Source organism: Chloroflexus sp. (genome assembly GCF_034434295.1).
In the GTDB taxonomy this organism is placed as follows: domain Bacteria; phylum Chloroflexota; class Chloroflexia; order Chloroflexales; family Chloroflexaceae; genus Chloroflexus.
Map to the genome: position 1 here is coordinate 55342 of NZ_DAOTZQ010000108.1, position 15341 is coordinate 70682.

General features: G+C 54.4%; 11 protein-coding genes. 6 read left to right on the plus strand and 5 right to left on the minus strand.

Going from position 1 to position 15341, the window contains the following annotated elements; translation table 11 throughout:
* Positions 1-586 precede the first annotated feature (586 nt).
* From VAE57_RS15130 to VAE57_RS15150, 5 genes are all read left to right on the plus strand, one after another.
* A complete protein-coding gene (locus VAE57_RS15130) occupies positions 587-1618 on the plus strand; it encodes a LacI family DNA-binding transcriptional regulator (RefSeq protein WP_322822695.1) in 1032 nt (343 codons plus the stop codon).
* A 132-nt stretch (positions 1619-1750) separates the two neighbouring features.
* The gene (locus VAE57_RS15135; RefSeq protein ID WP_322822696.1) at positions 1751-3082 is read left to right on the plus strand and encodes an ABC transporter substrate-binding protein; all 1332 of its coding nucleotides are present in this window, start codon (positions 1751-1753) and stop codon (positions 3080-3082) included.
* A gap of 96 nt (positions 3083-3178) precedes the next feature.
* Positions 3179-4315 carry a sugar ABC transporter permease gene (locus VAE57_RS15140; protein ID WP_322822697.1) on the plus strand — a complete coding sequence of 379 codons (1137 nt, stop codon included), beginning with the start codon at positions 3179-3181 and terminating at the stop codon, positions 4313-4315.
* Positions 4312-5232: a carbohydrate ABC transporter permease gene (locus VAE57_RS15145; RefSeq protein ID WP_322822698.1), complete on the plus strand. Its 921-nt coding sequence runs from the start codon at positions 4312-4314 to the stop codon at positions 5230-5232. Before VAE57_RS15140 ends, VAE57_RS15145 begins: the two co-directional genes overlap by 4 nt.
* Before the next feature lie 41 nt (positions 5233-5273).
* Positions 5274-6683, plus strand: coding sequence for a glycoside hydrolase family 32 protein (locus tag VAE57_RS15150; RefSeq protein WP_322822699.1), 1410 nt, complete (start codon positions 5274-5276; stop codon positions 6681-6683).
* Between the two features lie 6 nt (positions 6684-6689).
* Here VAE57_RS15150 and VAE57_RS15155 read toward each other — a convergent pair whose 3' ends face one another.
* From VAE57_RS15155 to rny, 5 genes are all read right to left on the minus strand, one after another.
* Complete coding sequence (locus tag VAE57_RS15155; protein WP_322822700.1) at positions 6690-8531, minus strand: SLC13 family permease; 1842 nt, start codon at positions 8529-8531, stop codon at positions 6690-6692.
* Between the two features lie 452 nt (positions 8532-8983).
* Complete coding sequence (locus VAE57_RS15160) at positions 8984-9682, minus strand: 3'-5' exonuclease (RefSeq protein ID WP_322822701.1); 699 nt, start codon at positions 9680-9682, stop codon at positions 8984-8986.
* 8 nt (positions 9683-9690) lie between these two features.
* Complete coding sequence (locus VAE57_RS15165) at positions 9691-11532, minus strand: DUF294 nucleotidyltransferase-like domain-containing protein (RefSeq protein ID WP_322822702.1); 1842 nt, start codon at positions 11530-11532, stop codon at positions 9691-9693.
* Between the two features lie 1130 nt (positions 11533-12662).
* Positions 12663-12992, minus strand: a complete 330-nt coding sequence (locus tag VAE57_RS15170; protein ID WP_015909285.1) for a stage V sporulation protein S — start codon at positions 12990-12992, stop codon at positions 12663-12665.
* 196 nt (positions 12993-13188) lie between these two features.
* Positions 13189-14721, minus strand: a complete 1533-nt coding sequence (gene rny / locus VAE57_RS15175) for a ribonuclease Y (protein ID WP_322822703.1) — start codon at positions 14719-14721, stop codon at positions 13189-13191.
* Positions 14722-15150: 429 nt separating this feature from the next.
* Between rny and VAE57_RS15180 the strand changes: the two genes are divergently transcribed.
* Positions 15151-15341: DUF4058 family protein (locus VAE57_RS15180; RefSeq protein WP_322822704.1), on the plus strand; the 191-nt coding region annotated here is incomplete at its 3' end.

The window sequence follows — 15341 nt, forward strand, 5'->3', positions numbered from 1 at the left end:
CGGTTCATAACGTGCAGTTATGCTGCACGGTGTTGTGCGCAGCGTCGTGCTGTTCATCACAGCAGTAGCCTTCGAGGCCTGCTCACAGGGTAGGTGGCAATTTGGGTTAATTTAGATGTGATCGCTTACGTGGGTAGAATGCGGTATAATACAAATATATTCTCTCAACAGGCATCTCAACAACCCAAACGATGGCAGCAATCTGGGGGATCACAGAGCACCGTGTCAGGTTGCGGTGGTATTGCCACAAATGCTTCTTTGTCCGTCGGTAACTATCGGGCTGGCACATCTTACACCTGGACGGCAATTAAGCAGGTTGGTGTAGAGATGCAGCTTCTACACACTACACAGCACCACATATGAAGTACTGAGTGGGTTGGGGAAGCATTTCAGCAACATGTTCTGTCCATGAGTACAGGATAATTGCGTGAATCACGCTCAGACTACGCATCGAACAACACTCGAAATACGTTACTTTAGGGGCAACGCACGACAAACAAGACAGCTCACCTTGACAAAAGTTGTGGGTTGTGTTATATTATAAATCGAATTAGTAATTCGTTTTAGTTAACCGAAAATACGGTCAATGAACGACCAATCTCGTCCAAAACGGAATCGTCCGCCATCCATGTACGATGTGGCGCGACTGGCTGGCGTTTCGCAGACCACAGTATCATTCGTGGTCAACAATGTCACGAGCGCGGCCATCAGTCAGGAAACGCGCGACCGGGTCTGGGCAGCCATTCATGCCCTTGGCTGGCGTCCCAATGCGGTGGCGCGTAGTTTGCGTACCCGCCACTCACAAACGCTAGGGTTGATTTCCGACGAGGTCGTCACGTCTCCCTACGCGGTACGCATGATTTTGGGCGCCCAAGAAGCGGCGTGGAATAATCGTCAGATGCTCCTGGTGGTCAATACCAGTGGTCAGCAGGATATTGAGCAGACAGCGTTGCAATTTATGCTGGAACGCCAGGTGGAGGGCTTGATTTACGCAACCATGTATCACCACGAAGTGACACCACCGACTGGTATCACGACAGTACCAACAATTCTGGTCAACTGCTTCGTGGCCGACCGGTCGTTGCCGGCAATCATTCCTGACGAAGTACAGGGAGGGTATACGGCGACGGAAACCCTGATCCTGCGCGGCCACCGTCGGATCGCCTTCATCAACGAGATCATTCCTATGCCAGCTCTGTTTGGCCGCCTGGAGGGGTACCGACGAGCACTGACCGATTATGGCTTACCGTTTGATCAGTCACTAGTACGCAGTTGTCATTCCAATGCTCAGGATGCATTCAGCGCAGCCCGTGATCTGCTTGAACGACCTGATCGGCCAACCGCCATCTTCTGCTTCAATGACAAGATGGTAATGGGCGTGTATGATGCGATCAAGCGGCTGGGCTTGCGCATCCCCCAGGACGTGGCAGTTATCGGGTTTGACAATCTCGAACTCATCGCTGCTCAGCTCTACCCACCACTCACGACCATCGAGCTACCGCACTACGAGATGGGCAGACGAGCCGTAGAACTGTTACAATCGCTGCCCACAGGCGAGAGCCTGCCACCGACACAGCATTATATCCCCTGCCCGTTAATTGAACGGGCTTCAATATAGCTGCCGCTTGTTGCCCGGCATTCAACCGGCAACATTGTAAACCCTGGATTAGAAAGGAGGTGTCTTTGTCACAACAATCACTTTTTAACGGATCGTCAGAGTTGACTGCAACCCTTGGAAGGAGCTAGAACCATGTTTCGTTCGCGTTTGAGCTTTTTGATTGTGCTGATGGCCGTGGTAAGCCTCGTGCTGGCGGCGTGTGGTGGCGGTGGGCAAACGACTCAACCAACCCAACCGGCTGGTGGGACCGAAAACCAGACGTCTGGTGAACAGAAGCGCGTTACCATTCTCGGGGCATTTGGCGGTGGTGAGGCCGATGCCTTCGAGGAAGTGATTAAGGTTTTCGAGGCCGCCAACCCGGATATCGATGTCGTGTACACCGGTGTGAATGATTTCGATACGCAGATTGTTGTCCGTGTACAGGCAGGCGATCCGCCGGATATTGCCGGATTCCCGCAACCGGGTGGTGCCGCCCGGTTGGCTGCCGAGGGCAACCTTACTCCCTTGTGGCCAGAAATCATTGCCCAGATTGATCAAAACTATGCACCGTTCTGGAAGGAATTGGGTACATTCGATGGGACTCCCTACGGCGTCTTCCACCGCGTTAACGCCAAAGGCTTCATCTGGTACAACAAGCCTGCTTTTGAAGCTGCTGGCTACACGGTACCAACCACCTGGGACGAGTTGAAGGCTCTGACCGAGCAGATGAAGGCTAACGGGCATACGCCGTGGTGTGAAGGGATCGAGTCGGGTGCTGCTACCGGCTGGAAAGGCACCGACTGGATCGAGAACATTATGTTGCGCACCCAAACCACGGCAACCTACGACCGCTGGATTTCGGGTGAAGTACCCTTCAGCTCGCCAGAAGTGAAGCGTGCCTTCGAGATTCTGGGTGAAACCTGGTTCACCGACGGCAATGTCTACGGTGGTCGACAGTCGATTGTGTTGACCAACTTCGGTGATGCGGCAACCTTCCTCTTCACCGAGCCACCGAACTGCTGGCTCCACCTGCAAGGTAGCTTTGTGACCAACTTCTTCCAGGACTCGGTGAAAGCCGATCTGGACAACAAGGTTGGCCTGTTCGTTATGCCACCGATTGACCCGAACGTAACGCCGGCTCTTGAAGTTGGTGGTGACGTTTTCGTTGTCCTGAAGGGTCGGGATCGGCCAGAAGTACGCAAGTTCATGGAATTCATGGCAACCGGCGCTGCTGCTGATCCGTGGATCCGGCAGGGTGGTGGTATCTTCCCGCACAAGGATCAGAATCTGAGCCTCTACCCAACCTCGATTGAGCGCCAGGTTGCCGAAGCGATCCTGGCCGCACAGGCCGCCCGCTTCGACGCCTCAGACGCGATGCCGGCAGCCGTGAATGCTGCCTTCTGGAAGGGTGTGACCGATTGGGCAAGCGGCAATCGCGATCTCGATACGGTTTTGTCCGAGATTGATGCAGCCCGTAATCAGTAGCCGGTAGTTCGATATGGCGGGTAGCAGGCTACCCGCCATCCTCCATGTCTGATTGTGATATAGAGTGGCAATGCTGCCACTCAAGGAGGAATTCTGATGCGACCAACACGTGAAATCAGCCGATCACCAGAGGTAGGCGGCATCGGGGTCTTTTTGTCAACCACCCTCGGTCGTCTCCTGGTGTCGATCTTTGTACCGGCCATTACGTTTTTTGTCCTGTATCAGGTCTTTATCTTCCTCCGCGACACCCAAATCCCGCAGTGGATCACGGCCATCATCGCTATCTTGTGGGGTGTCGGTGGCGTGTTGGCGCTCTATACACTCTCAAACTATCTGATCGAGCAGTTAGATCCGGCCTGGCGCAGGCGCCTGATCCCTTTCGTGTTTGTAGGGCCGGCACTGGCCATCCTGACCTGGTACCTGGTGTTGCCGACTATCCGCTCATTTATCGCCAGTCTCTACGACGCTCGTGGCATCAATTTTGTCGGCCTTGATAACTATATCTACGCCTTTACCAGCCAGGAGATGTTGCAATCGTACCGCAACAACTTTCTCTTCTGGATGATCTTCGGTACCGGTATGAGTGTCGGCTTTGGCCTGCTGATTGCTGTACTCGTCGATCGCACGCACCCAGTCTTCGAGACAATCTGCAAGGCACTGATCTTTATGCCGATGGTCATCTCCGGTGTCGGTGCTTCGGTGATCTGGAAATTCATTTACGAATATCGTCCGACCGGCTCAACCCAGATCGGATTATTAAACGGGATTATTACTGCCCTGGGTTTTGAGTCACAAGGCTGGCTCCTGTTGCAGCCATGGAATAACCTTTTCCTGGTGATTATTATGGTCTGGCTTCAGACCGGTTATTCGATGGTCATTATTTCGGCAGCCATTAAAGCCATTCCCGCTGATTTGCTGGAAGCCGGACGAATCGATGGTGCGAATGAGTTCCAAATCTTCCGCAGCATTATTTTGCCATCGATTCAGGGCACGTTGATTACGGTCACAACGACGATCATCCTCTTCACGCTGAAGATTTTTGACATAGTGCAGTCGATGACGGGTGGCAACTTCGGGACGCAGGTTATCGCCAACGTGCAGTACGTTCAATTGTTCCGCCAGGTGCATAACGGACGGGCCGCAGCCATTGCGATTATCTTGCTGCTGGCGGTGTTGCCGGTGATGTATTACAACTTGCGGCAGTTTGGCAAGCAGACGGAGGCCTTCCGATGACAACGACAACTCTTGCAACACCACGCCATCGCCGGCGCTTTCGTTTCGGTACGTTCATGGTGTACGTGGTGATGATCATCATCACGCTATTCTGGATTACGCCAACGGTCGGTTTGCTGGTCAGTTCATTCCGCCCGGCTGATGATGTGAAGACGAGTGGCTGGTGGTCGGTTGTCACCAATCCGGAGAAGGCTCGCTTTACGCTCGATAACTATCGCACCGTGCTCGGCTTACCGGTTGCCGGTCGTGCAGCACCGACTAGCGGTAGTCGGGTTGGGATGGAGGTCGCGCTGATCAATACTCTCACTGTCGCCCTGCCAGCAACAATCATTCCGATCTTGATTGCTGCATTCGCCGCCTACGGCTTCGCCTGGATCGATTTTCCCGGTCGGCGTGCACTATTTATTCTGGTGGTGGCGATGCTGGTTGTGCCACTCCAAATCTCGCTGGTACCGATTTTACGTGACTATGTAGCGCTGCAACTCGGCGGAACGTATCTTGGCGTCTGGCTGGCCCACACCGGGTTCGGTTTGCCCCTCGCTGTCTATCTGCTCTACAACTACATCAGCACGATCCCGCGCGATATTTTCGAGTCGGCCTTCCTTGATGGCGCAACCCACTTTACGATCTTTACCCGTCTGATTTTGCCACTCTCGACACCGGCACTGGCTAGCTTTGCTATCTTTCAGTTCCTCTGGACATGGAATGACCTGCTGGTGGCCCTGGTCTTCCTCGGTGCTGAGCCACGGGTCCAGGTCGTTACCCAACGTCTGCTGAGTCTGCTCGGTCAGTTTGGTCAGGAGTGGCATTTGCTTACGTCCGGTGCCTTTATTTCGATGATCGTGCCATTGATCGTCTTCTTCTCGCTCCAGCGCTTCTTTGTGCGTGGTCTGATGGCAGGCTCGGTGAAGGGATAAGATGCTACCGTTCCGACAATCTCCGTGGTAAAGGTGACCCTATGGCAGGCGATCAACAACGTCCGCGTTACCATTTTTTGCCGCCGGCAAACTGGATGAACGACCCGAATGGGCTTATTCAATGGGAAGACACGTTTCACTTGTTTTATCAGTACAACCCCGCCGGCGCATATCATCGCCAGATCCATTGGGGTCACGCAACCAGTCACGATCTAATTCACTGGCAACATCAACCGATTGCCCTCTCACCGACACCAGGTGGTGCTGATGCTGATGGTTGCTGGTCGGGCTGTGCCGTTAATGACCACGGCACACCCACCCTGATCTACACCGGCTTTCGGTTGCCTGAAGTACAACAACCGTGCCTGGCCGTGAGTCACGATGCTCTGCAAACATGGCAGAAGTGGCCAGAGCCGATCATTGCCGCACCGCCGCCGGAACTCGATCTGCTGGGTTTTCGTGACCATGCCGTCTGGCAGGAACAGGGAGTCTGGCACATGCTGATCGGTTCGGGCATTCGTGGTCAGGGTGGTACCGTCTTGCTCTATCGCTCGCCCGATTTACGACACTGGGAATACGCAGGCCCACTCCTGATCGGTGATGCCGGTCGGTTCGATCCGGTCTGGACGGGACTATTCTGGGAGTGTCCAGACTTTTTCGCGCAAGGCGATCAGCATGTACTCGTCTGCTCGGCCTGGGATCAACGACCATACCACACGATTGCGATGATCGGCACCTACCGGGATGGCCGCTTTGTCCTGCATACAACTCACAAACTAGATTATGGTGACGCTCATTTCTACGCCCCGCAAACCATGCCAATCCGCGACGGACGGCGCATCATGTTTGCCTGGTCAATGGAGGGACGGAGCGAGGAGGCCATTGCAGCAGCAGGTTGGGCCGGGGTGATGACGCTACCACGTGAGGTGAAGATAGCCGGTGATGGTCAGCTCGTAACGCCACCGGTGAACGAAGTTCAGCAATTACGTCAACACGAGATCGTTGTCCCAGCAGCGCGGGTCATGCCGCACGACGTCCACTGGCTGCCCGTCCACGGTGCACAGCTTGAGGTAGAGTTAATTCTGCGTCCACCACGGCATGGAACGTGTACCGTCATGCTGCGGGCCAGCCCCGACGGCAGTGAAGCGACCGTTTTGCGCTACAACAGCCAAACCGCAACCCTCACCCTCGACCGGCGCCGGTCGAGTCTGGCCAGCGATGTCTGGCGTGACGCTCACCACGCTCCGCTTGCCCTGCACAACGATGAGCCGTTAGCGCTACGCATCTTTCTTGATGCCTCGCTGATTGAAGTATTTGCCAACGAACGCCGTTCGATCACCAGTCGCATCTATCCAACCCGTCCCGATAGTACAGGTATTGCGATTTGTGCTGACGAGGCTGCGGTTGATCTCCTCGCCGGTCGGGTATGGGAGATGGCCGGAATCTGGTAGCGTGCATTACCAGGGAAAGAAAATCGGCACCAGGATCAGACAAATCCCCATGACGAGTAGTTGCAGCGGGACACCGGCTCGTACATAGTCAATAAAGCGATATTCACCTGGTGCCAGCACCAACGTGTTCACCGGTGAAGCAATCGGGGTGGCAAAGGCGGTAGAGGCCGCAAGCGCCGCTGTGATTAACAGAGGTTCGGGGGCCAGGGTCAATTGATCGGCAACGCCGAGAGCAATTGGCATAATGAGAACGGCGGTCGCCGTATTCGAGATGAATTGGCTCAACAGGCTGGTAACGATGAAGATACCGGCCAGTATAACCAATGGTGAAAAACTACCCAGCACGCTGACCAGTTGTTCAGCGATGAATGCTGCTCCGCCAGTCTTCGTGAGCGCGGTTGCCATTGGCAGCATCGCAGCAATCAGGACCAGGCTCTCCCAATTGAGCCGACGATAGACCCCACTGAGCGGCACACAACCACTCAACACCATCGCTACTGCGGCCAGCAAGGCGACGGTCACAACCGGCAACCAACCGGCAGCCATGACGATCAACATGAGGAGCATGATGGTAATTGCCAGCCAGGAACGCCAATCGAGTCGCCGATCGGTTATTGCCATATCGTGCGGGAAAGCGACCACCACCAGATCACCAAAGGTTTGCTGTGTCCGAACAATTTCTTGTAATTGATTGGGAGCACCCGCTACCAGCAGCGTATCACCGAAGCGTAACGGCTCGTTGGCAAGATCACCTTGAAACGGTTGCCCCAGGCGTCGTACACCCAACACGGTCACACCGAAAAGCTGGCGTAATTCAGCCCTGGCAATGCTCTGACCCTCGAAGCGCGAGCGCGGTGTTAATGCCACTTCCATGATGTGAAGGTCTGGCCCGAAAGGAAGACTCGACGATAGTGCCTGGACCACAACCCCCTCCTGGCGGCAAAATCGTTCGATTGCCCCTTCATCGCCTATCACATCGAGGAGATCTCCTGCCAGAATCCGCGTTGCCGAGGTAACGGCCCGTGGTGAACCCGGTTCTGGCCGTGATCCGGGCCAGCGTCGTACCCCAACAACTGTAATACCGTAACGATTCTGTAGCCGCAGTTCCGACAGCGTATGTCCGGCCAGTGGCGAATCGGCTAGTACCCGAACCTGCACAAGACCTTTTGTCAGGAAATAGTCAGCAGCCAGTTCGGTCAGAGTTGGCCCCCGCTCTACTTCAGACACCGCTACACCTCGTGCCGGTAAAAGCCAGCGGCCAAACCAGGTTACCGTGAGGGTGATCACAACCAGAACGGTCATCCCAATTGGAGTAAAGCTGAAAAAGCCGAGCGGTGGCCGCCCGGCACTTACCAATGCCTCTGCCGCAATCAGATTGGGTGGCGTTCCGATCAACGTCAACATACCACCGGTGAGCGCAGCATAGGCGAGCGGTAACAGCAGGCGGGCGGGGCTAATCCCTGCCCGGCGAGCCAGACTCAGCGCCACCGGGATCATAATTGCCACGGTACCGGTCGAGCTGATAAACGCCAACAGAAACGCAACCGGAACCATCAACGTGACCAGCATCCGGCGCTCGCTCCGCCCGGCAATACTACCCAGTTTATTACCAATCCAGGCCGCAACCCCAGTCTGAAGCAACCCATCACCAACTATCATCAATGCCGCAATCAATATGACCGTCGTATCACCGAAACCGGCGACTGCTTCAGCCGGGGTCAGAATCCTGCCAAGCATTAGTGCAAGCATACCAAGTATTGCTACGAGATCGATCCGGATTCGATCAGTGGTGAAAAGAACGATCATGCAGAGCAGGATGGAAAACACCAGAATGATTTCAAATGTCATAAGCTGTCTCGAACTTATTTCAAAAAACGCTTACGAGAAGTTATCTAATACATTCCTGACCGACTCTACAATGGTAACGAAAACATCCGGTATCCCCGTGACCGGTATGGTCAACGGCGTACCACGCGCTGGATCGTGAGCACGGCTGCTGCGGCAGCCATGCTGCCGCACGCCAAACGTCGCGACACGAGCATGACGAGCGGGTAAGGCAACCCATCCAGCGCGTGATGGTACGGTCGGAGCTGCTCTCTGCCAACAGGCCAGGAGCAGGGTAGGCTATCGTTGATGATGGGCAAGCACGCATGCGCCTGGGCGACGGTCTCGTAACACGAGAGCACGGCTTTTATGAAATAAGTTCTCTTGCACAACTCTTGCCTGCCAACACCAATGGCATGGCCATCGTCAATCTATCAACCAGACACACACCCTGTGAAAATCAGCCGCAGATGCGCCTACACCCCTCCGGCACGAATCAGGCCAGCCAGATTACTCCGTCCCTGATCTGCCAGTATCGTCGCCTGCGCGATAAAGAGCTGGGCTGTCGTTACTGCGTCATTCAGCGCGTTGTGCTGGGCATACACCGGCAACCCAAGCGCCGTTGCCAGACCGCGCAACTCAATCGCGGGATCGGGCATATCGTGCGGTTGTTCGCCCGACCAGCGCGCATTCATATGGAGCGTGAGTGCCAGACGAGCAGTATCCAGAATCGGTCGCCGCAACTTACCACCAAACGGCTTTAGCGCGGCATTAATGAAACGAACATCCACTTGCGCCACATGCACAACCAACACCCGTCCGGCAATACGGTGCAGCAATTCGGCCAGCACCTCTTCAGCGGGCGGCGCATTCTGTAGTTCTGCCGGTGTCAAATGATGTACCCGAATACTTTCGATACTCGGTTCACGATCAGGAGGCGGTTTGATCAGCGAATACCAGGTCTGTTTGAGCAAGACTCGCCCATTCTCGACATTCACCGCACCAACGGCAATCAAGGCATCACGACGGGTATCAAGTCCGGTTGTTTCGACATCGATCACAGTGTAGGGAACTTCCCGCCACGGTAAACGCCGATCAGGTTCAGGAAAGGCTTCGTATGCCCGCACAAAATCAGCCGGTGGCGTGCGTTGAAACAGTCTCGACCAAAACGCCATAGACACCTCTACGCCAGTCGATCAGTTTGAAACATCAGCGCTACGCCACGTTGGACAGAAGCAATCGCCTGCAAGGACTCTTTGACTTCACGACGTTCACGCGGCCCCAGTTGATGAAAATTGACCAGATTATCTGGCGGCAGGCCAAGCGCAATCTGCTTTTGCTGATGGTGCAATCGTAAACTGGAGAGCAACTCAAATGCGCTGATCAGATTGTCGGAGTCTTCGTGGCTCAGCACACCGGCAGCTTTGGCTGCCCGTAAGCGAGCAATCGTATTCGTTTCATTACTATGAGCTTCAAGGGCAAACAAACGTGCCAGATCAACTACCATCGCTGTTCCCCGCAGTTTGAGATCAAGCAGATCGCGCTGATCACCACGTCGTTCGAGAGCAACCTGACGAAAGAAGGTCAACGGTGCCGGCTGTCGCAACGCAGCGCGGGCCAGGCGAGCCATAAAGATGCGATGTTCGGCAGCATGCTGAGTTATCGTGCGCAGAACAGGTTCGGCAGGCAACTTACCATATACCTGCCGGTAGTCAAAAAAGATCGCGATACGCAGCAACGACTCCTCATCGGGAATCTCGATCCAGCGGTGGAAATAGCGTTGCCAGGTTGCCAGTGACTGGCGCCATTCAGGATTGGTCGCCATAATGTTGCCTGGACAGCGCGGGAAACCACATTCAACCAGCCAACCAACCACCAGGGTCGCCAGTTGCTCAAAGTAATAGACATCGTCTGCTGAAGCCGAGTCATCGTACACCAGCGCATTATCCTGATCGGTGCGCAACGTCTGTTCGTAACGTCCTTCGGAACCGAGTACAAGCCAGGCATACGGCACCGGCGGCGGTCCAAGCTTCGCCTCGGCATCGTGAAGCAAGCGCTGCAACAGAGCATCGTGAGCGACAGCCACTACCCGCCCAATATCACTGACCCGCGCTCCGGCAGTGGTTAGGGTGAAGACTGCATCAGCCACCTGATCGGTATAACGACGTAAATCGGCCAGCGATGTCGCCCGTTGCAACATGCGCGGTAAAAAGAGCGGGCTATTGCTCTGGCGACGTAAAATATCGGTGTGGGTAACGACCCCCACGACTCGATCACCATCAACAAGGGGTAAGTGATGGATACCTCGCTCAAGCATCAGCAACAACCCCTCAAACGCCAGGGCGTCAGCCGCTATCGTAGTTGCCGGCGCACTCATCACCTGTCGTACCGGCGTCGTATCTGTCAGCCCTTCTGCCAGTACCCGGTTGCGTAAATCGCGGTCGGTAATAATGCCGATAGGCGTATGTTCAACAATCAACGATGAAATCCGTTCGTCACGCATCAAACGAGCGGCATCGCCAACCGTTGCATCAGGACTAATCGATACTGGCGGGCGAGCCACCAGATCGCGTAAACGGGTTTGAAACAGAGCAGGGTTGGATTCCGACTGTCGTGATTGCAGAGCGTATCCAAGACGTTCGATAACCGAAGCAGCAAAGAATGCGGCAAACTGTGGTTGTTCAGCTCGCAGGCGATGAAAGATCGCACCGGGCAGTAGATAGAGCAGCGTATCGGTATGGGCGCGAACGGTGACCAACGGTGGCTGACCACGAATCAGCGAAGGATGACCAAACGCCTCGCCGGGGCCAAGTGTATCAACGACCTGATCTTCACTGCGCAGCAGATCGACAGAACCCTTGCACACGATGTACAGAAACGACGACGGTTCACCGCCTTTGGTGAGAATGGTCTGCCCGGTCCGCACAAACTCAATCTGCAATTCACCGGCGATTTGATGTACAACCTGTTCAGGAAGGCGGTCAAAGGGCGGGTACGAGCGAAGAAAGCGTGCAATCTCATCCATTGCGAAAACCTGCAACTACAACAATGGCAAACGTATCAACAGCCGATGTCACAGACCGGTAATCATCATTCGCGAGAGGTGACAATAGTTTAGCTGCCTTAGCGCAATCATGCTATACACCAATAGCAAAAGAAAACTGGGTTACGCTTCCAATGATAACCGATAATGTGATTCTCTCGGTGATGAAAGCAGAGCAAACTAGAACTTATTTCAAAAAACGTCTGCCAGGTGTTATCACACCAGATCGTCGGGGCGACCTATGCGTCGCCCCGACTGGTGACACACCTGATAATGGTTCAGTACGAGGATCATACCGGCCCAATGCGCCCGATCGTGAGCACGGTTGCTGCGGCAGCCATGCTGCCGCACTCCAAACATCGCAAGAAGGTATCTCAGCCATGGGTGAAATACGGTGTGGTGGTAAATGTTTTTCAACCATCGCCCAAGTGGTATTTCCACATCACATCAGATCGTTGGGGCGACGCATACGTCGCCCCGACTGGTGACACACCTGATAATGGTTCAGTACGAGGATCATACCGGCCCAATGCACATGAGTGAGCAAGATGTGGTATCCCTCGGCGCAACAATGACCCGGTAGGAAACATTTCCAACCCACCTGATACACGCACAGATTACAGGGAAGAGTAGCGTACAGCGCCGTACCCACGCATTAGAACCCGCTTGCCCTGACAGCGGCCTACCTCACATAATGTGCGGTGCATCCGTATGAGATACGAAGCTCTACCAGTGCGGATCCCGGCGGACACACGAAGCACCGAAGGATACCATCTGGTGGAGTTACGCTCTGCCGGCAAGTCATCTCATGTATCATCAACAAGATGGTGAGAATAAACAATCTCCTCATAACCGACAGGATGACCGGGGTGACACGCACCTGGCCGCACACACAGTAGGAGCAGCAGCATGGCTTCTGCACACCAGACTACGCGATGCGGGTAGCGCAGAGCATGAACGATGTATTGGAGGAGAGAAACATTGACAAAACACGATCCCTCTGAAACCGGATCGGTTGCCGGCGCTACGACAGGCACACCACACTGGTCAAAGAAAGCGAGGCACCTCCCGATGAAGATGCCTCGCCAACGACGATGGAACTACACAGGAGGCTACCGGCGTTCGATGAGGAGACGAATAGCCGTGCGTTCCTCGTCATCGATAGCGACATCGATAAACGACGGAATACAGACGATATCGATACCCTCCTCGCTCAAATATGCGCGAGCGATAGCAACGGCCTTAATGGCCTGATTAGTTGCGCCAGCGCCAATTGACTGTACCTCGGCCGAACCATTCTCGCGCATTACACCGGCAATTGCGCCGGCAACGGCACTCGGCCGCGAGCGGGTCGAGACCTTCAAGACCTCGGCACTGCGCTGACGAGCGGGGGTGGCGTTTCCTTCGCCAACAGCCCGCTCTAGCGGCTGGGCGTTGCTCATAGCTTCCTCCTGTTGGTGACGTGTACGGGTAGTTAGACGGCTCGTATCATCGGGCGGAGTTGCCAGGCTCATACCGGCGCAGCCTCCTTGTGTAAAACCCTAATAGCCGACGATCGAAAGCGTGTTGTAATTGTACCACACGTTATCGTGATGTACAGACCAAAATATCACCAGATTCAAGGTATCTGGCCCGACATCACCGTGCATAATCAACGGCGCGGGTTTCGCGGATAATCGTCACTTTGATCTGACCAGGATATTGCAGGCTCTCTTCGATCTTCTTAGCCACATTGCGAGCCAGATGGATACTGGCCAAATCGTCAATTTGATCGGGTTGCACCATCACCCGCACTTCACGACCGGCCTGCACAGCAAACGCACGCTGGACACCAGGGAATGACGTTGCAACGGTTTCGAGGGCTTCCAGGCGCTTGATGTATAGATCAAGCGTTTCGCGACGTGCACCTGGACGGGCGCCAGAAATCGCATCAGCCGCAATCACCAGAAAGGCTTCGACGGTTTGTGGTTCTTCATCGTAGTGATGTGCGGCGATTGCGTGAACAATCGCTGCTGACCGGCCAAGACGCCGGGCAATTTCAGCACCGATCAGAGCATGGGGGCCTTGCACCTCGTGATCGATCGCTTTACCGATGTCGTGCAACAACGCTGCGGTCTTTGCAATATTGACATTGGCTCCCAATTCAGCAGCCATGTGGGCTGCCAGTAAGGCACATTCTAACGAATGTTGTAACACATTTTGACCATAACTGGTACGATATTTCAAACGACCGAGCAGCTTAATCAGATCGGGGTGCAATCCCTGCACATTCGCTTCGTAAGCGACACGCTCACCCTCTTCGCGCATAATCTGCTCGATCTCGAGCTGTGTCTTGTGAACCACCTCCTCGATACGGGAAGGATGAATCCGGCCATCCTTCAATAACTTTAACAGTGCCACTCGTGCTACTTCCCGACGTACCGGATCGTGGCACGAGAGAGTCACCGCTTCAGGGGTATCATCAACAATAATATCAACACCGGTGATCTGCTCGAAGGCGCGAATATTGCGTCCTTCACGACCAATGATGCGCCCTTTCAGTTCTTCACTCGGCAGGTTCACCGTTGAGACGGTCATTTCTGCAACGTAATCACTCGCGCAGCGTTGAATAGCCAGACCGATAATTTTACGAGCAATTTTATCGGCCTCCTCTTTCGTTTGCTGTTCGAGTTCACGGATGCGCCGGGCTGCATCTTCACGTGTTTCACGCTCAACTTCGGCCAGAATGATTGAGCGCGCTTCTTCACGCGATAACTGCGAAATTCGCTCTAGCTCTTGCGCCTGTTGGCGCTTTAACCGTTCAGCTTCCTGCGTCAACTGTTCAATCTGACGCTCGCGCTGCTGGATCAGCCGCTCACGACGCTCGATCCCTTCTAATTTACGATCGATATTTTCCTCTTTACGTTGCAGACGTTCTTCCTGTTTTTGCAAGCTCTGGCGCGATTCACGTAACTCGGCTTCAGCTTCGTTTCGAATCCGTAACGCTTCATCTTTTGCTTGCAAGAGGATTTCTTTTTGCTGCGAACGCGCCTCTTCAATTAACAGGCGGGCTTCGGCAGCTTTACGTTGGACCAGTGAGCTGACGCCATTGTTCGCCCACCAGACACCTATGCCTGCACCGCCAGCCAGCCCTGCCAGCAGGGCGATGACGGCCCAGAGTAGCTCTGTCACGGTAGCCTCCTATGCAGTTGTTAATGTGCACGACGCCGGATGGAAGTATGACCGACGATATGCAGATAGATATTGTAACTGTGGATTTTCAATCCATACAGGTAACTTTCATCATACTGATCGATGTACTACCTGTCAAGACTCTTGCCAATAGTGAATAAGGTAACATACTTATCGATTGAGAAAACCAATGATTTTTACCAGATCTGTTGTGATGGCTACTGTCTGGCCAGCTCCAGAGCGACGGAGCGATAGTATTGCTGCATGCAGCATAACGCTTGTGTAGCACGGTGATTGCTACTGGTATTTTGTCTGCCCCCGAACTACGACCTTACAGGGCTTCCGGGTTGTCATGCGGGGCATCAGACCACCTGTACTCTCTCATGGAGCATGGTATCATGCAACAAACAACAACACCCGGAGGCAGTGATGGAGCTACCGTTTCCCGGCATGGATCCATACCTCGAACAGCCGGCGCTATGGCCGGATGTGCATACAGCACTGATAGCAGCAATGCGCGATACCATTCAGGAACAGCTTGGGCCTGCCTACATTGCGCTCATCACGCCCTACATTGCGTTGGAGAGTATCGAGATTGCCCCTACCCGACAGGCGTTTGT

What these genes read in the sequence shown, in the direction of transcription:
- VAE57_RS15130 (WP_322822695.1), top strand. Translation starts at nt 587, where the DNA reads ATGAACGACCAATCTCGTCCAAAACGGAATCGTCCGCCATCCATGTAC.
- VAE57_RS15140 (WP_322822697.1), top strand. Translation starts at nt 3,179, where the DNA reads ATGCGACCAACACGTGAAATCAGCCGATCACCAGAGGTAGGCGGCATC.
- VAE57_RS15145 (WP_322822698.1), top strand. Translation starts at nt 4,312, where the DNA reads ATGACAACGACAACTCTTGCAACACCACGCCATCGCCGGCGCTTTCGT.
- VAE57_RS15135 (WP_322822696.1), top strand. Translation starts at nt 1,751, where the DNA reads ATGTTTCGTTCGCGTTTGAGCTTTTTGATTGTGCTGATGGCCGTGGTA.
- VAE57_RS15155 (WP_322822700.1), bottom strand. Translation starts at nt 8,531, where the DNA reads ATGACATTTGAAATCATTCTGGTGTTTTCCATCCTGCTCTGCATGATC.
- VAE57_RS15170 (WP_015909285.1), bottom strand. Translation starts at nt 12,992, where the DNA reads ATGAGCAACGCCCAGCCGCTAGAGCGGGCTGTTGGCGAAGGAAACGCC.
- VAE57_RS15150 (WP_322822699.1), top strand. Translation starts at nt 5,274, where the DNA reads ATGGCAGGCGATCAACAACGTCCGCGTTACCATTTTTTGCCGCCGGCA.
- VAE57_RS15165 (WP_322822702.1), bottom strand. Translation starts at nt 11,532, where the DNA reads ATGGATGAGATTGCACGCTTTCTTCGCTCGTACCCGCCCTTTGACCGC.
- VAE57_RS15160 (WP_322822701.1), bottom strand. Translation starts at nt 9,682, where the DNA reads ATGGCGTTTTGGTCGAGACTGTTTCAACGCACGCCACCGGCTGATTTT.